Origin of the sequence: Trichocoleus sp. ST-U1 (assembly GCF_039961835.1) — a bacterium.
Taxonomy (GTDB): Bacteria; Cyanobacteriota; Cyanobacteriia; order Cyanobacteriales; family FACHB-T130; genus FACHB-T130.
On sequence record NZ_JAMPJZ010000033.1, the window covers coordinates 1 to 26,691 of the forward strand.

A 26,691-nucleotide genomic window follows, 5' to 3' on the forward strand; every position below is an offset into this window, starting at 1 on the left:
TCTTTAGGTATCAGCTATCAGCATTTTAGCTTTTAGCTAAATCGATTAATTCTAAACGATCGACGCTGGAATGTCACATTTTACACTTCATCCTTCATACTTGTTGCTATTCGCCGATTGCCGATTGTTTAGCACTGATATCTTGAGACTGAATTCGCTCCAGTACCTGGTTATCAACAGCTTCTTTCGCGATGCGAATCGCGTTGAAAATTGACGGAGCCTGGGAGCTACCGTGGCTAATAATGCAAATGCCTCCTACCCCTAACAACAAGCAACCGCCATGTTCCGCGTGGTCTACCCGCTGCTTTATTCGCCGCAAGTTTGGTTTCAACAGAGCCGTGCCGACTTGCCCGCGCAGTCCTTGAGGTAACTCTTCCTGGAGGATTTGCAATACTGCCTCGCCAACGGCTTCAGCAAATTTCAACAGAACATTCCCGGCAAAACCATCGCAAACGACCACATCAAAATTACCCGTCAGGACATCTCGCCCTTCGGCATTGCCAGTAAAGCAAATTTGCGAATTTTCTTGCAGCCTTTGGTAAGTGCGAACCGCTAGATCGTTCCCCTTACATTCTTCTTCACCAATGTTGAGCAACCCGACTTTAGGAACGTCTACACCCAGCACATACTGGCTGTAAATCGATCCCATCAGTGCGAACTGCTCCAAAAATTTAGGACGACAATCGACATTTGCGCCGACATCGAGAATTAGCACTGATTTACTAGCTACCATCGTTGGCAAAACTGCTCCGATGGCGGGGCGGTCGATCCCCCGAAGGCGTCCCAGTCGCAGCAGAGCAGATGCCATAGCGGCTCCTGAATGACCCGCTGACACTACTGCTTGGGCTTGTTTTTGTTTTACCAAATCCATTGCTACGTTGATCGAAGCCTTGGGCTTGCGTTTTAAACCACTTAGAGGCTCCTCGTGCATTTCAATTGTGCCCTCAGAAGGCACAATTTGAGGAAGATGAGAACTGGTGTGTTGCCCTAGGGAAGCTTCAATCTGATGAGGATCGCCCACCAGCAAAACCTCTACGTCTAATTCTTCCTGTGCCCTAAGCGCTCCAGCAACGATTTCGGCGGGGGCGTGGTCGCCACCCATAGCGTCAATTGCGATCCGTGCGCGAGTCGATCCCATTGATCAAAGTGATATAAACCTTAAAAATTCTACCAGTACCCGATGACTCGTGGAGAAACCGGGGCCAATCCGGGAGGATGAAACAGGACGCAGGAAGGATAAATAAAAGAATGCTGAAAAAAATGGTACTCCTAAATAGGTAAAGATAGAGAACTAGTTGTCCCACGGGAGAGTTTATCCATTTTCGCTTGCTCACCGATTACTCATTCCTTGTCCCTGCTTGTGCTTTACCTATACGCGAACTCCCGAAAAAATATCTTCATTCTGGCGGAAGCAATTTCCGCCTTGGGCTTTTTTTGTAGCTTGCACATCCGGCAGGCTCTTTGTTTAGTGAATAAAGGAAAGTGAGGAATGTTGCAATTATTTGGCTCTGGATTGGTAGCGCTGTGGATGAATATGGCTGGGGTAAAAACAACAGAGATAGATACTACCCAACTGGCTGCGTGGCGGGGAGTTCCTTTGTTTTCCCTCTCGATGGCGACCGATCCGGTAGCTGAAAACACCATGCGGCAATATTTGAAGGGCTGGAGCGCTAAAGGCATGGGGGAGGCGGCCCAAGGGGTGTGGATTCAGTCGGGTTCTATGCCCTTGGCAACTCATCAGGGAAATATTCCCTTACCGGCAGCTTCTTTGACCAAGATTGCGACTTCTGCTGCTGCGTTGGAGACTTGGGGTCCAGGCCATCAGTTTGAAACCTCAATTGGCACGACCGGACCTGTGAGAAATGGAGTTTTGCAGGGAGATTTGGTGATTAATGGCAGTGGCGATCCCTTTTTTGTGTGGGAAGAAGCGATCGCTCTGGGGAATGCTTTAAATAAACGGGGCATCCGCCGCATCAACGGCAATTTGGTGATTGTGGGCGATTTTTACATGAATTACCAATCCCACCCTTATATGGCGGGTCAGATGCTCAAACAAGCATTTAACCCCACCTCGTGGCCCAGAGATGCCCAATATCTATACAACTTAATGCCCCCAGGAACGCCAAAACCACAAATTGCGATCGCGGGTTCGGTCAAAGTTTCATCAATTGCAATTCCCAAGCAAATTTTGTTGTTGCGTCATCGCTCAATGTCCTTGGCACAAATCCTCAAGGAAATGAACATTTACAGCAACAACGACATGGCGGAGATGCTGGCAAAAGCCCTTGGGGGGGCATCCGCTGTCGCTCAGTTGGGGGCTACGTCTGCCGGTGTCCCCCAACAGGAAGTTCAGCTGGTAAATGGCTCTGGTTTGGGGGTGGAAAATCGCATCTCGCCCCGCGCTGTTTGCGGAATGCTGACGGCGATTGAAAGTTATTTACAACCCCATCAGCTAACGGTAGCCGACCTCTTCCCGGTAGCAGGACACGATCGCCGGGGAACGATGGTATCTCGCCACATCCCCACAGGCACGATTATCAAAACTGGCACCCTGCGCGATGTCAGCGCCCTTGCTGGGGTAATGCCGACACGCGATCGCGGTCTAGTTTGCTTTGCGATCATCAACCGGGGTGGTGATGTCGATGGTTTTAGAAAACAGCAAGACCAAATACTTCAAAAACTGGTGCAACGATGGGGCATTCCCCCCACTCTACCAGCAGCGATTCTTCCTAGCACTGGGCGAGCTGATATTGCTGGATTTCTCGGTGACGCCAGTCGCAATGAAATTCTCTCAGATTTTCAAGCGCGACGATAATATCGCCCAGCACTCCCCATGATTCGTGAAGGCAAGATCCCCGACTTTCCAAGAAGGCGGGGATCTCAACCACTGGCATCTCACAACTCAAATAGGATTGCTATACCATTTTGGTTTTTATGACCATCGCTTCTCGATTCAAGGAATAATTTCCGTCACCACTCTGCTACTACCACCGTTAGCACCACCGCCACCTGTGACAACAACCGTTTGACCTTGAAACTTACCGACTGCTCTGGAACCCGTCAAGTGCAGCGGCGGGTCAACTTGTTGATGATAAATTACATTGCCTTGAGCATCAAATTCTTCAGTCGGAATATTCCAAGTCACCTGATTGGCGTAAAGTTGGGATTTATTCCGACTGCCAACGCCTTGGACGCCACCAACCAGACGAGCCACTTTTCCCTTCAGATCTACCTGACCCCGGTTCCCCGTCAGCGTCACTTGCTGCTGCTGATGCACCACTTTCACGGGTTGGTCTGACGTAACCATTTGTGTGTCTAAGTTCCAGGTGACAGAATTTCCAGCGATTTGCACCGGCGGCTCTAAAGAAGTCATCTGAACATTCTTTGTCAGCGTTGCCATCTTCGTTTTCAGGTTTACCTGACCAGAATCTCCTGCTGCTTGCTCTGTCACGCGATTGCCTGTGTAGCGGTCAATCTGGATGCGGCGATCGCCAACTACCATCTGCTGGGGAATTTGCCACACTAAATGCTCGGTTCTCATTTGTACCGCTGGGTCTTTCGATGTTGCGACAATTTGACCCAATAATTCCATATGCTGCGACCGACTAAAATATCGTCCTTCCTTCGCTGTTGCCACCATCTTTTGATGGGTGCCGACGAGATTTTGACGCACGATCACAACGTCTTCCTTTGGTCGCCACTCTAATTCATTCCCTTTTAAAACTGCCCCATTCCGAGGGTCTGTGGCAACAATCTGACCCTTCAGAAAGATTTTTTTACCATCCTCTTGAACTTCGCCACTATCTGCGGTGATTTGCATAATCATTTTTCCATCTTGGAACAAATCCCCGCTAGGATTTTGGATGCGAGCAGCTTTCTTATCTTTGGTATAAACTGCCTGCTTTGCCTTCACTTTCCACAAAGGTTGTCCCTTCTCATCTGCCTGATCCAGAGTCACATTTTGGAATACTAAACTCCCCTCAAAATCTGTCACGGAAGCAGTATCTTTCTGCAATTTTTTTTCCGTGCGTTTTTCAGTATTACAAGCACTAACTAAAAAAGTGAATAATAAAAAATAAATAGGCAAAAGAAATAATTTTTTGCGAGGAGCTACTTTTTTCATTTCTATTGCCTATTTATGTCTTTATTTCTTAGGTTGCGTTATCTATCTTCTTGGTCATCCATAAAGCCAATGCCCGACAGTGGACGGTAAGTATAATTTTGTCTGGGCGTCTTTTGGATATCTTCTTTGATGCTATCCAGGTCAATGTATCGATCTGATACATTGATTAAACTATCGCTGGTCATGGAGCGCAAACTGACCACTTCCACGCGGACACCCCGATAGCTAACGGCATCGACAGCGTAAGCTAAATCCCCATCCCCACTGACGAGAACAGCGGTATCGTAAGACCCCACTAAAGCCATCATATCGACAGCAATTTCCACATCCAAGTTGGCTTTTTTCGAGCCATCCGGCAGCTGTACCAAGTCTTTGGCAATGACTCGGTATCCATTGCGCCGCATCCACAACAGGAAACCCTGTTGTTTTTCATTCGTGCGATCGACGCCGGTGTAAAAGAAAGAGCGTAACAAGCGAGACCCAGCGGTTAAGCGACATAGCAACTTGGTGTAGTCAATTTCTATACCGAGCTGTAGTGCTGCATAAAATAGATTTGATCCATCGATAAAAATGGCTACACGACCGCGATTTTCTAAAACCTGTTCTGGCGTGAATACAGAGTCGTTACTGCTGAAATTATTCAACATGATTGTTATGCCTCGATTTTTTTATGAAAAAAGCAATTAGCGATTTTGATGAACTTTTAGCTTTTGAGAGAGCGGTCTGTACCAGAGTTTTTACTTTTGTATGTATCAGCACCCGATGGTCAATCCGCCAACAGCCAACAGCTATTAGCTACTAAGACGAAACTCTTCAGGGGAGTTCCAGCCTTGGAAAAACAGGTCTGGCTTCACCTAAAGCTTGTCTTGCAGTTAGTGTTCCCCAAGTGGCATGAGCGGAAAACGCAGCCGAAACATCTATTAACGTTTTGTTATTAAAGTCAATTGAAAAACCTAGCTGTTGGTAAATGTCACTACTGATGGTAGGAATAATCGGTGATAGCAGATAAGCTGCTAGTCTAACAGATTCTAGAACCGCATACAGGACTTGTTCGACGGCTTGTTGTTGCCCTTGCTTATATAAAGTCCAAGGAGCTTGATCGTCTATAAATTTGTTGCTGGCTCGAATTAGAGTGAAAATATCTGCGATCGCATCACTAAACGCCAGAGATTCATAAGCTTGAGCAACGCGATCGCCTAAACTAAGGCCAATTGCTTTAATTGTGTTATCTGCGGGGATGTTTTCAGCTAAGCAGTCAGGCACGATGCCATTGCAATATTTCTTTGCCATGTTCATCGTCCGATTGAGTAAATTGCCCAGATCGTTTGCTAAGTCAGCATTGAGGATATTGATAAACCGAGTTTCGTTGAAATCTCCGTCTTGCCCAAATTCAATCTCCTTGAGAAAATAGTAACGAATAGCCTCAGCTCCGTAACGTTCGACTAAAGCGATGGGATCGATCGTATTACCAACCGTTTTACTGATCTTTCGCCCGTCTTTTGTCAGGAAGCCATGTCCAAATATTCGAGCGGGTAGCGGCAGATCCGCTGACATTAACATGGCAGGCCAATAGACCGCGTGAAACCGCAGAATGTCTTTACCAATCAGGTGCATATTAATCGGCCACCACTTGGATAAAGCATTCTCTAGCGTCGGTTCGCTATCTGGTTCGAGCAACGCCGTGACATAGCCCAGCAAGGCATCAAACCAGACATAGATGGTGTGGCTGGGATCGACGGGTATAGGGAAGCCCCAGTCTAAATTCACTCGCGAAATGGAGAAATCTTGAAGCCCCTGACTGACAAAGCTCAAAACTTCATTGCGGCGAATTTCTGGCTGGATAAAATCTGGTTGCTGGCGATATAAGTCTTCCAGCTGGCTTTGGTACTTAGAGAGGCGAAAAAAGTAGTTTTGTTCATCCCGCCACTCGACTTCTTTGTTGGGGTGGAGGGGGCAGTGGTGTCCTTCTAGAAGGTCGCGTTCCTCTTTGAATTCCTCGCAGGAGACGCAATACCAGCCCTTTTGTTGCCCCAAATAAATGTCGTTTTTTTCCCAGACGCGCAGGAAAAACTCTTTAACAATAGCTTGATGGCGAGAGTTCGTCGTGCGGATAAACCGATCGTACTGGATATTGAGTTTTTGCCAAAGGACATCGAATCCAGCCGCAATTTCATCCGAGTGAGCTTGCGGTGAAAGCCCTTTGGTTTCTGCTGTGCGCTGAATTTTCTGCCCATGCTCATCCGTGCCGGTAATCAACAGCACAGACTTTCCCCGGAGCCGTTCAAACCGAGCCACCACATCCGCCGCCATTGTTGTATAAGCGCTGCCAATGTGGGGTACGTCGTTCACATAATACAGTGGTGTAGTAATTGCAAATGAATTTTTACTTGTATGATTAGCACTCATAAATATAAAAAACAACCCCTTTCTTGCTTTTGATCATATACTTCGGGCTGCAATTTTGTATCTTTTCGTTATCTTGTCTTGAGAGTTTCACTTAGCTCCGGGAAATATAAGTATAAAATGTTACTTTTTCTTGACAAAATTAAAATCGTAAAAAATCTTTACCAGCGATTTCTACCCTGAGAGATTCGTATAGGTGAGGAAGTTACGTTAATAATTGTATTAAGAAAAGTTAAGTTATGGGGCGATTGATCGCATCTGCTCAACGAATAAAGTCCAGGCTTGGTAAAAAGTGGAGAATGAACTCAAGAGTCAAGATTCAGTCTACCTCTAGACTCTAGCCATTTATAATCAAGCCGATTGCCTGTTGACTGTAGCGATCGCGCTTCCAGAAAGAAAGCCTATAGAAAGCATGTCTTCAGATAACCCATTACAGATTTCTCGCTTGCTGATGAAGGCATTGGGAACGCAGATGTATATATACCATCAGGATCGCGTTCCTCAAGAAGGTGGCGTTTTAGTGGTGAGCAATCATCGCAGCGTCATGGATGCGCCAATCCTGATGGCAGCTTTAAATCGTCCGATTCGCTTTGCCTGTCATCACTACATGGGACAAGTGCCCGTGATGCGGGAGATTGTCAATCAGCTGGGTTGTTTCCCTTTGGAGACGCCAGAACACCGCCAGCAAGATTTCTTTAACAAGGCAATCAGCCTGTTGCAGTCCCAGCAGGTGGTTGGGATATTTCCCGAAGGTGCCCAACCAATGGTAAGCCTAACCCAGCCGAATGAAATGAAAACCTTTCATCGGGGATTTGCTCATTTAGCTTTGCGAGCGCCGGTGCAAAATTTGGCAATTTTACCCGTGGCGATCGCGTCCCAGGAAGAAACCAATAACTCGGCAATCCCTCTGCGACTATTAAGTTTATTTGACCCTTCTGAACCCCTATTTAAACAGGCAGGCTGGCATCCGATGGTCATTTACCGTCGATCTAGCATCCTAATTGGGCGTCCCTGTTGGATTACGTCTCAAGTGCGGGAACAATATCAAGGAAAACAAGCCAAAACTGCTGTTGCCAGTCTTATCAATTACTGTCAGGAAGAAATTGCTGGTTTACTTCGTCAAGTTTGGTATTAGTTCGCAAGGATGGGAGTCTGCCATAGAATAAGAATTAATACCTACGTCTACAGGTAGATGGCTTAAGGGTAGGCAAATGGGCAAAGTCCGCTCTCAGTAACCGTCGCCTTCAAGAATTTAGACTTGCCTAGTTTTTCACCGAAGTGTCTTGAGTCCTCGAATCGTTCGCATCCGCCCCAAAGAAAGCAATAAATTTTTGACCTGTTGTTTTTAAATGGACATTACGAAATGCCAGACGTAAAAAGCCATCCTTGTTTTCTCACCCCCAGGCTGTTTAATCCAGACTGCCCGCTGTTCGTGTTCCTCCCAGGCATGGATGGCACGGGTCAATTGTTGCGAGCGCAGACCGAGGGGTTAGAAGCAGCCTTTGATATCCGTTGTTTGGTCATCCCAGCCGATGACTTGACCAGCTGGGACGATCTAACCGATCAAGTGGTAGCGCTGATTGAAGCAGAAGTAGAAAAACAACCTAATCGGTCAGTTTATCTGTGCGGCGAGTCATTTGGGGGCTGTTTGGCGATGAAAGTAGCGTTGCGATCGCCCGAACTATTTGACCGAATTATTTTGATCAACCCCGCTTCTTCCTTTAATCAGCGACCTCTGCTAGCTTGGGGATCGCTGGTGAGCGGTTGGATACCGGAAGTCCTCTACCGAGTGGGATCGGTGTGGTTATTGCCGTTTTTAGCTCATTTAGAACGGGTTGCACCGCGCGATCGCCGCGCCCTTCTAGACGCTATCCACTCCGTACCCCCAAAAACTGTCCTTTGGCGACTGTCCCTCATCAGAGATTTTGATGTTGATGCTTCTCAATTACGTCGCATCACCCAACCTACCCTGGTGATTGCCGGAGGTACAGACCGACTACTGCCCTCTGTAAGTGAAGCTCAGCGCTTAGCTTCTTGCCTACCCGACGCGGAAATGGTCATACTGCCGAAGAGCGGTCATGCTTGTCTTTTAGAAGCTGATGTCAACCTCTACGCAATTATGAAAGCTGAAAATTTTTTAGAAAGTCGGGATAAAGTTTCCCTATTGGCGGTTTCTTAGCGAGCCGTCATTCAGCAGGAGATATGAATTGAATAAAAGCTTGTCATTTTGTACGCTGGGAACCGACCTCGTGTCTATTTGTTCTGCACATTAAGAGCCTGCTGTTTGAAGTCCAAAACTGAATACTCAAGCGGGTGTGATGGGTAGAGCGGCAGGAAAACTTATCCTAAAAACAATTCAGTTTCTCTACTTTGTGATGAGTCGTTTGCTTTTACCAAGGATTGCCAATCATTGTAAAAGCAGACCAGTAATAAGGATGGGAGAGGACTTGATTTCCGATTCCTAGCAATTGGGGTGGCAAAGAGATATCCCCATTGCGAGTCCGTAACTTTCCTCCCTCCAGTCTCACCTGCCCCTTGAGCATCGCCAACTGAGCTTGACGTAGCGCCTCTGCCTTAATCGGAGCTGTTTTTAGTTCCTCGTAGAATTCTGCCATTAGTCCTAGAGTTCCCTCATCGCTGACGTACCACAAACTTGCCAACGCCGATTTCACCCCTGCTTGCACCGCTAATCCCGCAAACCCCAACTCTGCCTGCTCGTTCCCCACTGCTGTGCGACAGGCACTCAGCACTAATAGCTCTACTGGTGGGTTGTCCCAACCCAGTTCCCGCCACTGATCGAGTCGCAACTTGGTGTCCCATAACTGAATGTAGGAGTTGCTAGGAGAACCTGAATTAAACTCTCCGTGAGTTGCTAGGTGTACAATCTCAAACGGCTGTTGTTGACGCTGCGCCTTCAGATTCTTTAGCGTAAAATCCTCATTGAGAAAGGACTTGCCTTTCCACAGATAGGGGACGATTGCTGATAATTCCCTTGGTACTGCTGGTAAAGGATTTTTATCCGTAAATTTTGAGATGCCCATTGCCAAAACTTGAGCATTTTTCAAACTCTGGTAGTAAGTATCGGTGAGGCTAAGGCTGGGCATCAAACCAACGCTGTAGCGCTCAAGGATAAACCCTTTACCATCGTGGAGGGCAGCGATGGGGATCGTGCGTAGACCCTCGTCCATGAGGAAGACAAGATTTTGAATATCGAGTCTTTGCAGATCTTTCTCTAGCGGTGCTAGCAGCCATTGATACATCTGCTGAGAGGATGCTAGGTAGCCACGAGCGCTTTTAAGGTTGGTCACTTGCGTCTGGAATTGGTTAGCAAGTTTGAGAACTTTTTGGCGGGTTGCGCCTGTGACTCTTTTCCGAATCGGTTGTCTATCTGCCGTCACTAGTACGAGTTCCAGCTGATCTTGATAATTTTCCGTTTTTTGCGGTTCTAGGCTGTCAGGATTAATGGAATGATCAATTGAGGAAGATGGGCTTTTTGCCTCATTTGCTACCGCAGTTGTGGGAGTAAAAACAGCGTAAATGAGTGCCGCTTTGATACCGCTAGATGCTTCAATGCTTTGCAGGGTACTACGGGCATCGGAAAGGCTCCTTGTGGGGGTATCGCTTACGCCTAGATATTGTTCATATTCCTGGGTGAAGGGTTCGTCAATTTGAGCCAACGCAGAATCAACTTCAACCAAGGACTGACTGGTATTGGCCGGAGGGGAAAGCGAAGTAGTCTCCTGCGGTTGTGATGCTTCTTGCTGTGGGATTTCGACGGGCAGTGAGGGGGTTTGAGCAGGGATAAAATCGGGAGTAGGGCTGAAGGTGATGATTTTAATGTTGCCCTGGATGTAAGTGTCCGGCGGTACGGGTACTGAAAAGATTGTGGCAATCGTATTAGTTGCCCCACTGGTTATCGATCCAGCTGTCCCGTTGATGGTGGCATTCCCAACGACGAAGGGAGTGGTCGTGCTGCCACTGTGACGGATGGTGATGTCACCGCCGTTGGTTCCACCAGCGGTCGAAATACTGGAATTTAGGCTATTGCGGTCTGTAAACGTGCCTGTAGCCCGAAAGAATTTACCAGCAGTGATATTAACAGTTCCGCCAGTGCCACTTCCCAGACTTTGGGCATTGATGGTACGGGTAGTAATGTTGCCGTTGTTAGCAGTTAAGGCGATCGCTCCCCCATTCCCAGTCTGCGAGTAAGAAGACAACTTTTCGGTATCGATCGATCCCGTAGTGCTGTTGAGCGCGATCGCTCCCCCATTCCCACTCTGCGAGTAAGATTCTAGATTGCCGGTGGTGATGTCCCCGGTGGCAGAAAAGGTTATGGCACCCCCCGTAAAGGTTGTCGAGGCGTTAATGACCGATCCAGTGCTGATGCCTCCCGTTCCTGATATCAGCGTGATGTCGCCGCCTTTGCCAAAACCACTATAAGATCTTGCATTCAAATTGCTGGTGGTAATGTCGCCCTTGGCAGAAAAGTTGAGCGCCCCTGCATCGCCATACTGAGAGTCAGAATACACCTCTAAAAGTGAAATTTTTCCAGTATTACTCGTGAGGGTGATGCCACCCCCCGTGCCGAAACCATAAGTGCCAGAATCTAAAGTGCCAGTCGTGATGTCACCGCTGGTAGAAACAGCGATCGCTCCTCCATCGTTATCAACTGACGAAGATTCCACGTTACCTGTCGTAATATTGCCATTAGCTTCTAGGGTGACAAATCCCCCGTAGCCTTCAGAGGAGGTTGTATCTAACAACCCGGTATTAATGGCTCCCTGGGCACTGTAGATAGAGATATCACCGCCATCACCCTTCACTGACCAAGATTCCACCTTACTGGTGGTAATGTTGCCTTTTGCATCAAACGCGATCGCGCCCCCAAAACCTTCCAAGGAAGTTGCATCTAATGCCCCAGTTTGGATAGTTCCCTGGTCACTGTAAAGATAAATATCACCAGCATCCCCACTGTTTGAGAAAGCGTTCAAGTCAGCGGTAGTAATGTTGCCTTTTGCATCAAATGCGATCGCGCCCCCATCACCACCCTTTGAATTTGATCGTACTTGTTGGGTGTCGATCGTTCCTGTATAGCTTGTCAGAGAAATTTTTCCCCCATTGCCATACCCATTTGAAAAAGCATGAATGTAGCTGGTGTTAATGTTGCTACCAGCGGTAAGGGTGATGTTTCCCGTAATGCCTGCACTCAGACCATAAGAGCCTGTGTTGAGGATACCAGTGGTAATGTTGCCCTGAGGGGCAAATAAGTTAATCGAACCCGCATCATTAGTCTGGGAGTGGGAGAATAAGTCTCCACTTGTGATGCTTCCCCCACTGCTAATAACGGTGATGTCACCCCCAATCCCAGAATCATAGGAGCGAGAATCTAGACTGCCCGTGGTAATGTTTCCATTGGCAAACAGGGCAATCTCTCCAGAAAAACCATAATCTGACCAAGATTGCAAGGTTTTTGTTGTAATTTCTCCAAAAGCCGTCAGCGCGATCGCACCGCCATTGCCGTCAAAAGTGGTTGCGTCTAAGATGCCAGTGTTAATGCTTCCTGCCTTACTAGAGAGGAAAATATCCCCGCCATCGCCTTCAACCGACCAAGATTTCAAGTCACCAGTGGTAATATTGCCGAAAGCATTCAAGGCGATCGCGCCGCCGTTATTGCTATAAGCGCTAGTATCAAGCTTGCCTGCACTGGTATTGATACTGCCGAGGAAGCTGGTTAGCGTAATCTGACGACCGGAATTGATAATATTGCCAGTTGCGATATTTTGGTTGGCTAACAGGGTAAGCGTCGCGTTATCATCTCCGGCGAGAGTATAACCTGTCGTGGTTATAGAACCAGAACCTACGGGCGATCGCACGGTGACTGGATCGAAGAAGGTGGTGTTGCCAGCCAAAGTGATTGCACCGCTGCTATCTGCCCGTCCGATGATGATTTGAGAAAACCCATTTTCTAAAAAATTGAGTTCGCTGGTGTTGAGATTTAAGCGGTTGTCGTTGACTGTCCCGCCAATGGTAATACCCAAACTGGAAGTCAGAGGCTGCAATTGAAGCGTACCGCTGCCCTTAATTTGCGGGGTGCCAGGATTCGTGGAGTCAATAAAATTAATTTCATTAGCGGTAAGAGTGATATTACCGCTACCCCCAATTCCAGTCGGATTAATGCTGCTGTCTTGTAAGAGAATGCCTGCTGCATCAATCGCACCAGTGCCATTGAGGGTAATCGCCCCTGTCCCAACAGATTCCACGACGCTTTCAGAGACAATAATAATCTCGTAGCTGTCGCTGCCCGTTCCCTTGACAGTGCCAGACAGATTAATATTTCCAGCTTGCGATCGCACTCTGCCGCCTGCATAAACAGCGATTCCATCCTGACTCCCCACCCCAGTACCGCTGGTGCCATTTAGGGTAAGATTCCCGCTGTTGGATTGGACAATGGTGCCAGTAGTGCCAATCGAAATACCGTCATTGTTGAAACCCGTTCCGTTACTGGTACCGATTAGGGTAACGTTCCCCGTCCCAGTGGATGCTACATTGCTACCTGTAGATACCTGAATTCCATGATTGGCAGCACCAGTTCCGTTACCAGTACCCTGAATATTAATATTTCCATTCACCGAACTCACTTTAGAGTTTTGGATGATTTCTACGCCGTCATTTGCATTTGTCCCACCTCCCGCCGAACCAGTTAGGGTAATCGTTCCGGTTCCGGTTGATTGCACTGCACTGTTGTTTTGAAGCGAAATTCCGTTGCTGGTAGTACCAGCACCACTAAGAAATCCTGTGCCCGTCAGGTTAATATTGCCGCCTTGGACATTAATAATGCTGTTGTTGAGCAGAATGCGATTCGTGTAGGTGGCATTTCCTCGACCAACTCCTGTAAGATTGCCGCCGTTTGTACTAATCGTGGCATTGGTGAGGGCGATCGCGCCGCTTCCGTTGGTGTCATTATCAGCAAAAAGATTGACATTCAACTTGCCGCTACTGGAAGCGATCGCTCCATTCAGAATAATGTTGTTGTTAGCTTGTAGAGTAAGCGCGGCATCTCCCCCAGATGTCTTGCTAATAAAAGCATTGCTATTTTGAGTAATATTCCCGGCACCTGGAGAACCAGCAGCAGTTGCCGTGTCGAGGATGACGCTAGTGCCAGTATTCAAGGCAGCATTAATATTGGCAACATCCACCGTATTCGTGCCAATCGCACCACCGCCACTATTCACAATCGTGATATCGGTCGGGTCAATCAGCCAAGTACCACCGAGTCCCTGAGGCGCACTTGCATCTGGCGTACTGGTGAGATTCAGAAACTGTTTGCTAGAAGTTTCAATCAACCCACCATTTCCAGAAAAAACGCCTCCCCGTGCCGTCAGTGTCCCGTAAATGCTGGCTGTATCATCTGCAAAAACAATAACTTTTCCACCATTGCCATATTGCAGTGCGTCGGCAGAAATCACTGAGTCGCTGCTAACCAATGTTTGTAAGGCATTTGGAACTTTGCCTTGACCTTGATAATCACCGCCAATCAGTACCGCACCGCCGCCATTGGTGCCAGCAGCGTTGATATTGGCACTAATGACACTCGCTTGGTTGCCCAAGACATAGACGATGCCGCCGGTTTGACCCGATACATTCAAGGTACCAGAAGCAATGGCAGTACCCGGTTGTGTGCCAACCTCAGCACCAGAAGCGGTCAATCGTACCGTGCCATCGCTATTGACAGTTAATCCCGTGGCATTCGCGAGATTTCCGCCTGTTAGCAGCGAAGGGAGGGATAAAGGAGTAAAGGGTAGCGTGGCTGTATTTGAGGTAGGTAGCGGTTGAACTTCTAAACTTAGCGGACTGCCAGGTAGACTCAGCCGCACTAATTTCTCACCCGGTACACCGACTACAGCAATTTGCCCCCCAGTCGCCCTCATCTGCCCCGTAGTAACTGCCGTGCCACCTAACAGGGTTAAATTCTCCGATACTGCCAAATTCCCCGCATTGATAATGCTTCCAGGTTGAGGAGTGTTAAAAATAAACTGGTTGGGCGTTCCGACCAATGTAGCGTAGTCATTCGCCCCCATTGCATTAAACCAATTGCTGCCAAAACCAATACCTGTGGCAGTGGTGGCGGTAAATGAAGCAGGAACGTTTAGGCTGGCATGAGAACCAAAAATAATGCCTGATGGATTCATCAAGAACAGGTTGGAGTTTCCCCCTGTGACTTGGATTAATCCATTGATATAAGAAGCATTCCCACCTGTAACGCGCCCTAAGATATTTTGAATATTAGGGTTAGAAAGAAAGTTTGCAATTTCCCCAGAATTTAACTCTAGCTGCTCAAAGCTATGAAAAAGATTTGCTTTATCCTTTGAAAGCGTGCCGCCGCTAATGTTAAAACGGTTCCCCTCTGGAGTAACAATTGTGCCGGTGCCGTCAGCCGCTGGGGTAATCGGCTGTGCTTGTACTGGTTGAAGCGAGTTAGCGATCGCTGTTAGTGAAAACACTACCAGTAACAGCCTTATATTTCTAACGGCTGACATAGTTATGCACTTACCCTGGTGTCAATATCCCTAAAGTAACATTGACAGATTCAACGTGTTAGGAATGCTTTTATTTGTTTTAGCCCATAAGAGCGATCGCCATCTATAAATAAATAAAATTGTCTGGCTTCCAGACGGCGCAATATTGGGAAGCCAAACAATTTTGTATCTTCTCTATTCTATTGATTGTGCTGATTATGCGATCGCGGGTTTGAGTCCCCGCTCGCCTATCAACAATTTTTAACGGAAGTTGCCTGGATTCAGTCGAGGATTGGCTCGATTCGAGCGCATAGGCACTCCGCCTTTCAACTGGGTGCCGGTGCCACCATCAGCTCGATCTAAGAAAGGTCGCAGGTTAACGCTTTGTGACTTACGGCTGGAGCGATTCGTGGTCCCGCCAAGGGAAGATAAGCCCAAGTTTAAGAGATCGTTGAGCATCTGAGCATCCCGACCCCCAACAAAGGTATTGACGCCCTCTGTCACCTGTCCGCTGTCAGCAGTGCTGATATTTTGGAAAACGCGATCGCGGATTAACTGCGGATTTTCACCGGGAGGTACAGTCAGGACAATCCGACAGTCTGGATTTTTCTGAGTCGTGATGCAAACAACGTTGTAGTTATTTTCCACCGATGCCCGCATTTCCTGAAGACCATCGGGTCGATAAGATTCTAATCTGCGACTAATTTCGTTACAGCGTCTCTCCGCAGTCCAACCACCGCCTAAAGGACTGGGAGTTGCCCAAGCATAAGCTTGAGCGGGTTGACTTTTCGGGTGATACATCACCATATACTGACTGTTCGTTAGCTGGCAGGTAAACCGTGGCTTGTTAGCAGTTGTACTATTCTCTGATTCCGTTCCTGAGCTAGTGGTGCTATCTGGACTCCCATCGGTGTCTACCACAACATCCCCGTCCGAGGTCTGAGTATTCTCATCTTCTACACCCGGCAGTTGCGCTTGCTGAACAGAACCGGCAAAGGCAATACCGCTATTCAGTAGCATTGCTACACCAGCAGATAAAGCCACACTTTTGACAACTAAGGACTTTGTCTCAGACGCGAACCTAGACAGATATGGTGACATATCAACAATCCTCCTGTATATTTTTTGGCTATCGTTAGCATCATTTGAATTAAATGAGCTAATTTCATAAATCTTTATAAATCGGTCTTCGTAGCGTATACTACGAAAGCACGACTAGAATCCCCCGCTTCCGTGGTAGGAATAAGGGTAAGAAGTCAGGAAAATAGAGCGTGTTTTTTGAAAATTGTCAATCAGTGGGTACTGTTTATCGTGTATCCAATGTTGCACAACATACCCCCCTAGATGCCATAGTGACGGGAAAACCGAAGCAAAGTTCCCGCAGAACCCTTAAATCATTCAAAAGGAGAAAACAATGTTGTTGGAGGCACAAAAGCCGCTGACAGTTCCCAGACATTTCCTGGAACCGCCTGCGTCCCTAAGCCCAACGCTACTCATGTTTCTAGCCGCCGTAGCGATGGTTGTGCTATCAAACTTTGGTTACTGGCTCTGGGAGTGGCCTCACTGGTGTTGCTTTATCACAAACACGATCGCCTTGCACATTTGTGGAACGGTGATTCATGATGCTTGTCATAATTCTGCCCATCGTAACCGAGTCATCAATGCCATCCTGGGACATGGCAGTGCGCTGATGTTAGTCTTTGCCTTCCCAGTATTTACTAGGGTTCATTTGCAGCATCATGCCCATGTCAATGACCCGGAAAACGATCCAGATCATTACGTTTCTACTGGCGGACCCCTGTGGTTAATTCCGGTGCGGTTTTTATACCACGAAGTATTTTTCTTTAAACGGCAGCTGTGGCGAAAATATGAACTTTTAGAATGGTTCTTAAGCCGCTTGTTTGTCGGGACGATTTTCTATATTTCAATTCAGTACCACTTCTTAGGCTACATTCTCAATTTTTGGTTTATCCCTTCTGCCCTGGTAGGATTGGCGCTGGGATTGTTTTTTGATTATTTGCCGCATCGCCCTCATCAAGAACGCGATCGCTGGAAAAATGCCAGAGTTTACCCCAACCCCATCCTCAATTTGCTGATCATGGGGCAAAATTACCACCTCATTCATCATTTGTGGCCTTCCATCCCCTGGTATCACTACCAGAATGCTTATTACGCCACCAAGCCCCTCTTAGATGAAAAAGGCTGTTATCAAACTCTGGGAATCTGGCAAGGAAAAAATTTCTGGAGCTTTTTATATGACGTTTTTTTAGGCATCCATTTTCACAACAAATCACCTAAAAACCTAGAAAATAGCTAATAAATGTCATTAGTGATTCGTCAATGACGAGGGACGAATCACTAATGACAAAAAACCTCAGCGATGAAACGACTGAATCGTTGACTGCGAGGATAAGCTAACCTGAGACAAACTCCAATCCGGTCTTAGGCTTTTAGCTCCCCGCAGATAAGGATGGTAAATCGGTGGATGGGAAGCTGGCAAATTGACGTGAATTAAGAAGCGGATGCAACGCTCCAGCCCTCCCTCCACGTGCATTTGCTGGACATCTAGCAGAGGAACATTGTCCCAGTGGGGACGAGAGCGAGCGATCGCAGCGGGAAAGATCGCATCCAGATCCCGCGTTACCGAGAACGTGGCACTAATAATTAGATCGGGATGTAGTTGATTGTGTACTTCTAATTCATCGAGTAGTTCCGCTACCACTTCTCGAATTGCCTCAGCCGTGTTTTGTGAGGCAGTTGTTGCCCCGCGAATCGCTCGAACTCGCCACTCCACGCAAGCATCCTCCATTTTATAATTGAGATTTTGAATTTTAGATTTTGGATTTCAGAATCATCTAAATCATCTATAATCTAAAATCTAAACTTCATACTAGGGTCGGTAAAGCCACAACGGCTGACCACTGGTAGAAAGTTCAAATTCTAACCAGTCTATCCCAGCTGATAGACTAGATGCCCCTTGAACTCTGCTCGATACCACACGATTCCAGAAAGGTTTGCGTTCTTCCAGGGTGTAACACTTCGTTTTTTCGGGATCGAGACCGACCAGTTCCGCAGCCCAACGGCGGGCATCTTCCTCAGTGCCAAGCCGGTCAACAATTCCCAGTTCTAACGCTTGTTGACCTGTGAAAATGCGACCATCGGCAAAACTTTTAACGGTTTCGGTTGTCAGCTTCCGAGCCTCAGCAACCGTTTGCACAAATTGCTGATAACTGACGTCAATCAGGTCTTGGAGAATATTCTTTTCCGGCTCGGTGAGTTCCCGGTCAAAAGCCAGAATATCTTTATAAGGACCCGATTTGATCACCTTGAAAGAAACGCCAATCTTTTCTAGCAAGCGCTCCAGGTTGTTTCCCCGGAGAATTACACCGATACTGCCGGTAATTGTGCCTGGGTTGGAAACAATGTGTTCGGCTCCCATCCCGATATAGACTCCTCCAGATGCGGAGATATTGCCAAAGCTGGCAACAATTTTCACCTTTTTTTGCAGGCGAGTCAGGGCTTCATAGATTTCTTGCGAATCCCCGACCGTACCACCAGGACTATCAATGCGTAGCAGTAATGCTGGAAACTTTCGTTCTTCAACCGTTTTCAGGCTTTCTAGAACTTGTTTTCGGGTAGTACTGCCAATCGCACCAGTCACTTCAATCCGAGCAATTTGTTTACGAAACTTAGGCTGAAAAGGCCAGATCATGAGCAGGCAAGCGATGAATCGTGAATGAATGAGCGAATTAGAGAAGGAAGCAAATCCTGCAAAACAGTAAATGTTTCCCTAGTAATGCTGGCTCTTTCTCTAGTTTGCACGATCTGCATCGGTTTCGTTGGCTTGCGGGTGAAGCCTGAAAGCTTATCAGAAAAAAGGTTTTCCCTAGCTCCCCGAATTTAACGGGTACTTACAGGTAAAAACTTCCCCTTTTGTCGGCATCCCAACAATTTGCTAAAGCGCCTTAACAGAACTACATATTAAGTACAATTAAGTAAATAAACGCGCAACCAGCCAGAAAAAGAGCAAGAAACTGGAAAAATTTTTAATAAATTCAGTTGCGACTTCTGGAAGGGCAGCTCGTGATGACCTGCTTCAAGAGTGCTGATTTGGCTCTGTTATGTACGCCCACAAAGAACTTTTATGCAGCTAAAACTCACAGAATCCAAAATTCCGTTGGCACCCTTGCTGCTGATTGCCCCCTTTTTCTTGTGGGGAACGGCGATGGTGGCAATGAAGGGTGTTATCCCAAACACGACGCCCCTGTTTATGGCTGGTGTCCGGTTGGTGCCTGCCGGGGTATTGGTATTAGTTGCTGCCTTTTTGATGGGGAAACCTCAACCGAAAGGCGTTCGGGCGTGGCTGTGGATTAGTTTGTTTGCTTTGGTTGATGGCGCTTTGTTTCAAGGCTTTTTAGCCTTTGGATTAGTGCGAACGGGTGCCGGGTTAGGTTCGGTGATGATTGACTCTCAACCCCTGGCAGTGGCTTTGCTGTCCTGTTGGTTGTTTGGAGAAACCATCGGGCTGTGGGGCTGGCTGGGGTTGGCATTGGGAGTGCTGGGGATTAGTTTGATTGGCTTGCCGGATGATTGGATTATCAATCTTTTCCACGGCAACGCGATCGCTGGCTCGTTTAGCTTCACGCACTTGTTTGAGAGCGGGGAATGGCTGATGCTGCTGGCGGCGCTGTCGATGGCTGTCGGAACAGTGCTGATTCGTTTCGTTTGCCAGTATGCCGATCCGGTGGTGGCGACTGGCTGGCACATGATTTTGGGCGGATTGCCTTTGTTTGCACTCTCCCAAGTGTGGGAATCTGACCAGTGGGTGCATCTAAATACGTCTGGCTGGATAGCATTGAGCTACGCAGCCGTATTTGGGAGCGCGATCGCCTATGGTTTATTCTTCTACTTTGCCTCTAGCGGCAATCTCACCAGTCTTAGTTCCCTCACCTTTTTGACACCCGTGTTTGCCCTCTTTTTTGGCAATCTACTTTTGGCTGAAGTTCTCAGCCCTCTTCAATGGCTGGGAGTGAGTCTAACCCTTGCCAGTATCTATCTAATTAATCAGCGCGAGAAGATAGCCGAACAAGTGCGTTTGCAAAGCCTGCGCTTCGGGCAACCCTCTACATCTGTTGAAACCAGGGTGACACAAGAAGAAAGCAAAACCGAGCAAATTTCTCTCTTAGAGCCATCCGAGCCATTACCCTATCAATCACTGCCAATACAAGCGAAAGAATCCGAAACCGAGATTTGGCAAAATCGGTAGAAATGAATAGGATGACAGACAAGTTAGCCGCTAAGATTTGAGAGCGAGTTGAAACTTTCTGTTATGATCAGCCCAATATTCACACTTGCTCCCAGAGCCGCTCGCCCAAAACATAGGGATGAATTGCTCGCTAACTATTTAGAACGAATAACTTCATGCTGGTACTAGAAGCTAAGCAGAAAATTATCAGCAAAGGATCTTGTCTGGTTGTATTCACTTAGACAGGTTTCCCAAAACTATGTTCTACCGCTCCACATGGCTTCTAGTTACCTGGATTATCTGTCTGGGCTTTATCCCCAGTTCGGGTGAGAATTCCACAGGATTGCCGTCAGCGATCGCCACTTCCCCCCCCAGTTTACCCGTCTCCCTAGAACTGGCTCAGGCGAGTTCCCCAAACCCTAAAAACGATTTGCCTATCCTCCAAGTAGGCTCTCAAGGCTTTGAAGTCGCAGAACTGCAAAAGTCACTAAAGCGTTTGGGACACTACAACGGGCCAGTAGATGGCGTTTATGGGCGAACGACAGCAGTTGCTATTTCTAAATTTCAAACATCTGTCAGGTTAACGCCTGACGGAGTTGCTGGTTCCACGACTCAAGAGCGCCTTCAGGCAGCGGAAGCCGCAAAATCTTCACCGGCTCCCACCCCAAAACCCAAGGCGGCTAAACCGAGTTCTGGAGGGAATCGCCTCTGGTGGTTATTAGGTTTAGCGGCAGCATCTGCTGGGGTCGGGTTAGGAGTTTACTTCTTGCTGAAATGGTTAGGCAACCTCAATAGAGAGGAAGAGCCGGAGTCTGGAGCTGACGAATCAGATGAAAGCCGCTACGAAGACCCTAAAGATGCCAATCATCCCGCAGATATCCATTCTCACCCGATAGAAAATGACAATGGTAATAACGGCTATCATGCGTCTGCTTTGACCCTTTCAGAAACAAGCAATTTAGAAAAAAGCAATTTAGACAGGAGAACAACCGCACAAAAGCCAACAGAAGCAGTTAGCGAAACGAAGCCGTTAGCACGGCTGCGAAGCAACGAGGCAAAAGCGATAGGAGAAACCACTCGCCTCCCCAAAATTGATATTGTTAATGAATTAATTAAAGATTTACAGGGAGCCGATCCGACAAAACGACGCAAGGCGATCTGGGAACTGGCACAATGCGGCGACTCCAGAGCAATTCAGCCCTTGGTGGATTTGATGATCGACTCAGATTCTCAGCAGCGCGGCTTAATCTTAGAGGCGCTGTCGCAAATTGGCACCCGCACCCTCAAACCGATGAACCGGGCACTCGCGATCTCGTTGCAAGATGAAAACCCTGATGTTCGCAAAAATGCAATTCGGGATTTGACGAGAATTTATGACACGATCGGTCAAGTCAGCAATTTATTGCGTCACGCTGCTGAAGATCGGGATTCTGAGGTTCAGGAAACAGCGCGGTGGGCGATGGGGCAGTTAAATCGGCTTCGCTTGAATCCTGGCACGGATAATAATTTGCCAGCTTTGCCAAATTCCCAAAATTCTTCTAATCATCCGCCAGAGGAATCAGAAAACCGCTAAATTGGCGTCTTGACAAGAGTTTAAATTTATTGTTTATCGTTTAGAGTCCAAAAGTTGTCCATCTTGCATCGTCCATTGAACCTGTTGTTGCTCTCAACCTCGGTGGGCGCTCTCGGTACGGGGTTGGGGGGTGGCGTAGAACTAACCCTGCTCAACGTTGCCCAAGAGCTGCTCCGGCGGGGACATACCCTAAAAATTGTGGCTCCCCAAGGCTCTGTGCTGGGAGATATTCCAATTGTCGAAATTGCTGGAGAACTCCAGACAACTGCTCAGACCCAAGGACGGAGTGCCCCGATTGTCATCCCGGAGAATTCTGTGTTGGGCAATATGTGGGATTATGCGCGGCAAGTCCAAGCTGAGTACGATCTGATTTTCAACATTGCCTATGATTGGCTACCGTTCTATCTAACGCCATTTTTTAATCGAGCGATCGCCCATTTCGTGAGTATGGGTTCTCTCTCGACCGCGATGGATCGCATCGTGGAACAGATTGCCGGTCAGTTTCCCGGTACGGTTGGCGTCTACACATTGACACAGGCAGAAACGTTTCCCAGTCCGTCGCACTATCGGATTCTCGGAAGTGGTCTAGATTTATCGCTTTATCAATTTTGCTCAGAACCTTCCTCCGCCTTGGCTTGGGTGGGTCGGATTGCTCCAGAAAAAGGTCTAGAGGATGCCGTTGCCGCTGCCAAAATTACCGGCATTCCCCTAAAAATTCTTGGCAAAATGCAAGACGATGCATATTGGAAGCAGATTTGTCAAGATTATCCCGATGCTCCTGTAGAATATGCAGGATTTTTCTCCACATCCGAACTGCAACAGCATTTAGGCAACTGTCGGGCGTTGTTGATGACACCTCGCTGGGTGGAAGCGTTTGGCAATGTGGTGATTGAGGCGCTTGCGTGTGGAGTGCCGGTGATTTCTTATTCCAGAGGTGGCCCGACTGAAATTATTCAGGATGGGAAGACGGGCTTTTTGGTGGAGCCGGATAGCGTGGCGGGGTTGGTCGAGGCCATCGGACGCATCGATCAACTTGACCGCTATACTTGCCGCCAACAAGCCGAAGCGGAATATTCCCTGGAAGCACTGGGCGATCGCATGGAAGAATGGTTTCGGGATATCTTGCAAAATTAAAACTTAAACCAGAAGAATTTTGGATTTTTCCGCGTACCAACTACCCCCGCCTCTACAAACTGGCGACTTGCTGCGAGTCATTGCTCCCAGCGGTGCCTTGCGAGAACAGGAAGCGTTCCACAAAGGTGTGGAAATATGGCGATCGCGCGGCTACCGAGTCGAAATTAGCAGCGGCGTAGAGGAACGGTGGGGCTACCTTGCTGGTCGCGATGACAGCCGCCGCCAACACCTCGCAGACGCTTGGAAAAACCCTGAATGTAAAGGCATTCTCTGTGCCAGAGGCGGTTATGGTAGCGCCCGCTTACTAGAAGATTGGTCTTGGCAGGGTGCGGAACAAAAAATAGTAGATTTTTTACACCGGACTCCCAAATGGCTAATCGGCTTTTCTGATGCCACTGGCTTGCTGTGGAGCCTCGGTAAAGTTGGCATTGCAGGGGTTCATGGCCCGTTGCTAACTACCCTTGCGGCAGAGCCAGAGTGGTCGATTCAGCGGCTGTTCGATTGCGTAGAAGGTCGCCCCCTAGAACCCTTAAAAGGAGTCGGCTGGGGCGGCGGTAAGGTCAGCGGCATCTTAATACCGGGTAATCTGACTGTAGCCACGCATTTTCTGAACACGCCCGTACAGCCCCAGCTAGCGGGCGTGATTCTCGCCTTGGAAGATGTGACTGAGGCTCCCTACCGCATTGACCGAATGTTAACGCAGTGGCGGATGACAGGGGCTTTTCGGAAAGTCAAAGGGATTGCCTTGGGGCGCTTTAGCCGCTGCGAAGCTCCGCCGAACATTTCTAGCTTGACGGTGGAAGAAGTATTGCGCGATCGCTTGGGAAATCTTGGCATTCCCATTGTCTCCGATCTCCCCTTTGGTCACGATGGCCCTAATGCAGCTTTACCCTTGGGAATCCCCGCTCAGTTAGATGCAGATCGCGGCAGTTTGAGTTTTTCCTCTACCGAGCAATAATACTTAGGTGCTTCTAGATTGCATCAGTTGAGCAGGCATTTCAAACCGGCTTTACAAGTTTGAGGTGCCTGGACTCTGGGAACTATGGATGGATATCATCTGTCCAAACAGAAGGAAGCAGTTCTTGTTTATAGGAAAACGGGTCTACCATGATGGGTCGTAAGTTTATTAATAGGGTTGCGGCAAGTGTCGCGATCGCCGGGATGATGTTTACGGGGATCTCCGATATCGCTGGAGCAGCAACCGCACTAAAAAATGGTGAAAACGTTAACGGGTTCATCCGTACTAACTCTCCCACCTTTACCTTTAAAAACCAATCTCTAAGGGGTACTCCTGTCCAGAAAGCCTATGGTGAGGAATTCCTGATTAATGCTAAGCAAGGTGATGCAATCGTTGCCGCTGTTGATGTAGAAGACGGTAGTACTCTTTTGCCTATTCTAGTTCTAGTTTCCTCACAGAGTGGGGCGCAGGTTGCCTACGATGACCGATCGGGTTTGGTGAGGTATCGAGTGCCAACGACTGGAGAATATAAACTTCGCGTGTTGGGTAAGAACAACACTAGGGGGAGATACACGCTTTCAATTTCTGGGATTAGCCAGACAACAACTTCCCAAAATCCACCGGCTCAAACTCCCGCGGGTCAAAAAGATGCGCGACAAAAATTTCTAGAAGATGAATATGGATTGAGAGTCCTAGAAAATTGTCCGGCGGTAAGGAGTAATGTTGTTGTTGTCACCTTCCCCGAATACGGTCAAAACTATACCTACTGCGCTAATCCTAACCGCAATATCAAGGCAGGCGAATATCGTTACGACGTTAGCAGCAATGATATCAAGCCAGGGGGTGCTGTTACCCAAAATCCACCGGCTCAAACCCCAGCTCAAAATGACCCCCGGAAACAAGCTCTGCTCAATGAGTATGGGTTGAGGGTTCTGGATACCTGTCCGGAAGTAAAAACTTCTTTGGTTGTTGTCACGTTTACCGAATACGGTCAAACGTACAATTACTGCGCCAATCCTAACCGCCTTGTCAAAGCAGGAGCGTACACCTTTGACATTAGCAGTGGTGACTTAAAGCCGAAAACAACGACTTCCCAAAATCCGACTCAACCTACAGCTAACGATCAAAGAAGCCAACTGCTGCGAAATGAGTATGGCTTGACGGTTTTGGATAGTTGTCCTCCGGCAAAGAATTCTTTGGTGGTCGTGAACTTTACCGAAGCGGGTCAAACCTACACTTACTGCGCCAATCCCAACCGCGTTTTCAAGGCGGGGGAATACACCTATAACCCCACCACCCGCAACTTAGATACGGCTAAGAAACCGACGCGATGCACCGTTGAAATTAGTGGCATCTGCATTGTCAAATAACGTCAATAGGTAGTTAAAAAAGCACGCAACAGAAAAACCCGGTTGATTCAAGAAGCCGGGTTTTTCGCGTGTCGGAGAGTCACTCAGGCTCGCTGACTACTACTAGGGAAATGCACATTCCATGTCTCTAGGAGTTGATACCCTATCTAGAAGGGTTTAGCGTGGATTGCCTCTCTCATGGCGGGCAAACTCAAGAGAAGCGATCGCAAAACTAAACTTGGGGAATCCGACAATGATAAGCTAAACAAATGCCTTTAAATAAGTCTTTAGGTGAAGTGTAAATGACCGTTGCAACCCAAGTTCCGTATCTGCTGAGGGCAGCCCGTGGTGAAGTTTTAGACCGTCCGCCAGTGTGGATGATGCGGCAAGCGGGTAGATATATGAAAGCTTATCGAGATTTAAGAGATAAGTATCCTGCGTTTCGCGATCGCTCGGAAAAAGTAGAACTGGCAATCGAAATCTCCTTACAGCCGTTTCGCGCCTTTGAGCCAGATGGGGTAATTTTATTTTCTGATATTTTAACTCCGTTGCCGGGACTTGGCATTCCCTTTGATATCATCGAAAGCCGAGGACCAGTCATCGATCCGCCCATCCGCAGCCAAGAGCAAATTGATAAACTGCATCCTCTAGAACCTGGGGAATCGCTGCCTTTTATCGGGGAAATTTTGCAAACATTACGCCAAGAAGTCGGCAACAAAGCAACTGTCTTGGGTTTTGTGGGTGCCCCTTGGACGCTGGCAGCGTATGCGATTGAGGGCAAAAGCTCGAAAGACTACGCAATTATTAAAAGTATGGCTTTTTCAGAGCCAACGATGCTGCATCAATTTTTGGGTAAATTGGCAGATGCGATCGCAACTTACGTCCGCTACCAAATTGATAGCGGTGCCCAAGTCATTCAAATGTTCGATTCTTGGGCAGGACAACTGAGTCCGCAAGATTACGAGACATTTGCTCTACCGTATCAGCAGCGAGTTTTCAACCAGGTAAAACAGACGCATCCGGATACTCCCCTGATTCTCTACATCAATGGTAGTGCAGGCATTCTGGAGAGGATGGCACAATCCGGCGCGGATATCGTCAGCGTAGATTGGACGGTAGACATGGCAGAGGCAAGGACAAGACTTGGCTCAAACATCGGTGTACAGGGAAATATGGACCCCTGTGCCTTATTTGGCTCAAAAGAGTTCATCCGCGATCGCATTTATGACACGATCCGCAAAGCCGGAAACAAAGGTCATATCATGAATCTCGGTCATGGTGTTTTACCCAGTACCCCCGAAGAAAACGTAGCTTTCTTCTTTGAAACTGCCAAATCAGTCAAAAATCATTAGTCATTAGTCATTGAACTAAAGACGAATCATTCTTGACT

Annotated in this window: 18 protein-coding genes; 10 read left to right on the forward strand and 8 right to left on the reverse strand. The window is 47.8% G+C overall.

Going from position 1 to position 26,691, the window contains the following annotated elements:
• Positions 1-106: 106 nt before the first annotated feature.
• The gene (plsX, locus tag NDA06_RS13735) at positions 107-1,138 is read right to left on the reverse strand and encodes a phosphate acyltransferase PlsX (RefSeq protein WP_190415645.1); all 1,032 of its coding nucleotides are present in this window, start codon (positions 1,136-1,138) and stop codon (positions 107-109) included.
• 351 nt (positions 1,139-1,489) lie between these two features.
• Here plsX and NDA06_RS13740 point away from each other — a divergent pair, with 351 nt between their 5' ends.
• On the forward strand, positions 1,490-2,815 hold the full coding sequence (locus NDA06_RS13740) for a D-alanyl-D-alanine carboxypeptidase (RefSeq protein WP_190986212.1): 1,326 nt from the start codon (positions 1,490-1,492) through the stop codon (positions 2,813-2,815).
• 138 nt (positions 2,816-2,953) lie between these two features.
• Here NDA06_RS13740 and lptC read toward each other — a convergent pair whose 3' ends face one another.
• From lptC to metG, 3 genes are all read right to left on the reverse strand, one after another.
• The gene (lptC, locus tag NDA06_RS13745) at positions 2,954-4,123 is read right to left on the reverse strand and encodes an LPS export ABC transporter periplasmic protein LptC (RefSeq protein ID WP_190524667.1); all 1,170 of its coding nucleotides are present in this window, start codon (positions 4,121-4,123) and stop codon (positions 2,954-2,956) included.
• 38 nt (positions 4,124-4,161) lie between these two features.
• Positions 4,162-4,770: an NYN domain-containing protein gene (locus tag NDA06_RS13750; protein WP_190415651.1), complete on the reverse strand. Its 609-nt coding sequence runs from the start codon at positions 4,768-4,770 to the stop codon at positions 4,162-4,164.
• Between the two features lie 166 nt (positions 4,771-4,936).
• Complete coding sequence (metG, locus tag NDA06_RS13755) at positions 4,937-6,529, reverse strand: methionine--tRNA ligase (RefSeq protein ID WP_190440769.1); 1,593 nt, start codon at positions 6,527-6,529, stop codon at positions 4,937-4,939.
• A 409-nt stretch (positions 6,530-6,938) separates the two neighbouring features.
• Here metG and NDA06_RS13760 point away from each other — a divergent pair, with 409 nt between their 5' ends.
• Positions 6,939-7,661 carry a lysophospholipid acyltransferase family protein gene (locus NDA06_RS13760; protein WP_190986211.1) on the forward strand — a complete coding sequence of 241 codons (723 nt, stop codon included), beginning with the start codon at positions 6,939-6,941 and terminating at the stop codon, positions 7,659-7,661.
• A 228-nt stretch (positions 7,662-7,889) separates the two neighbouring features.
• A complete protein-coding gene (locus tag NDA06_RS13765; RefSeq protein ID WP_190440765.1) occupies positions 7,890-8,705 on the forward strand; it encodes an alpha/beta hydrolase in 816 nt (271 codons plus the stop codon).
• Between the two features lie 211 nt (positions 8,706-8,916).
• Here NDA06_RS13765 and NDA06_RS13770 read toward each other — a convergent pair whose 3' ends face one another.
• Positions 8,917-15,063: a CHAT domain-containing protein gene (locus tag NDA06_RS13770; protein ID WP_242047487.1), complete on the reverse strand. Its 6,147-nt coding sequence runs from the start codon at positions 15,061-15,063 to the stop codon at positions 8,917-8,919.
• 240 nt (positions 15,064-15,303) lie between these two features.
• On the reverse strand, positions 15,304-16,143 hold the full coding sequence (locus NDA06_RS13775; protein ID WP_199324126.1) for a COP23 domain-containing protein: 840 nt from the start codon (positions 16,141-16,143) through the stop codon (positions 15,304-15,306).
• Between the two features lie 313 nt (positions 16,144-16,456).
• Here NDA06_RS13775 and crtR point away from each other — a divergent pair, with 313 nt between their 5' ends.
• Positions 16,457-17,359 carry a beta-carotene hydroxylase gene (crtR, locus tag NDA06_RS13780; protein WP_190415660.1) on the forward strand — a complete coding sequence of 301 codons (903 nt, stop codon included), beginning with the start codon at positions 16,457-16,459 and terminating at the stop codon, positions 17,357-17,359.
• 57 nt (positions 17,360-17,416) lie between these two features.
• Here crtR and aroH read toward each other — a convergent pair whose 3' ends face one another.
• Entirely contained in the window at positions 17,417-17,851 is a 435-nt protein-coding gene (gene aroH, locus NDA06_RS13785) for a chorismate mutase (RefSeq protein WP_199291973.1), read from the reverse strand.
• 81 nt (positions 17,852-17,932) lie between these two features.
• Positions 17,933-18,754, reverse strand: coding sequence for a signal peptide peptidase SppA (sppA, locus tag NDA06_RS13790; protein ID WP_190440760.1), 822 nt, complete (start codon positions 18,752-18,754; stop codon positions 17,933-17,935).
• Between the two features lie 432 nt (positions 18,755-19,186).
• Here sppA and NDA06_RS13795 point away from each other — a divergent pair, with 432 nt between their 5' ends.
• The 6 genes from NDA06_RS13795 (at position 19,187) to hemE (ending at position 26,653) form a co-directional block, all read left to right on the forward strand.
• Positions 19,187-20,308, forward strand: a complete 1,122-nt coding sequence (locus tag NDA06_RS13795; RefSeq protein ID WP_190986210.1) for a DMT family transporter — start codon at positions 19,187-19,189, stop codon at positions 20,306-20,308.
• A gap of 238 nt (positions 20,309-20,546) precedes the next feature.
• Positions 20,547-21,860 carry a HEAT repeat domain-containing protein gene (locus NDA06_RS13800; RefSeq protein ID WP_190986209.1) on the forward strand — a complete coding sequence of 438 codons (1,314 nt, stop codon included), beginning with the start codon at positions 20,547-20,549 and terminating at the stop codon, positions 21,858-21,860.
• A gap of 60 nt (positions 21,861-21,920) precedes the next feature.
• Entirely contained in the window at positions 21,921-22,994 is a 1,074-nt protein-coding gene (locus tag NDA06_RS13805; RefSeq protein WP_190986217.1) for a glycosyltransferase, read from the forward strand.
• A gap of 16 nt (positions 22,995-23,010) precedes the next feature.
• Positions 23,011-23,952 (forward strand): LD-carboxypeptidase, encoded by a 942-nt coding sequence (locus NDA06_RS13810; RefSeq protein WP_190986216.1) that lies wholly within the window; start codon positions 23,011-23,013, stop codon positions 23,950-23,952.
• Positions 23,953-24,101: 149 nt separating this feature from the next.
• Positions 24,102-25,322 (forward strand): hypothetical protein, encoded by a 1,221-nt coding sequence (locus tag NDA06_RS13815; protein ID WP_190440753.1) that lies wholly within the window; start codon positions 24,102-24,104, stop codon positions 25,320-25,322.
• A 281-nt stretch (positions 25,323-25,603) separates the two neighbouring features.
• On the forward strand, positions 25,604-26,653 hold the full coding sequence (gene hemE, locus NDA06_RS13820; protein ID WP_190411105.1) for a uroporphyrinogen decarboxylase: 1,050 nt from the start codon (positions 25,604-25,606) through the stop codon (positions 26,651-26,653).
• The last annotated feature ends 38 nt before the right edge of the window (positions 26,654-26,691 follow it).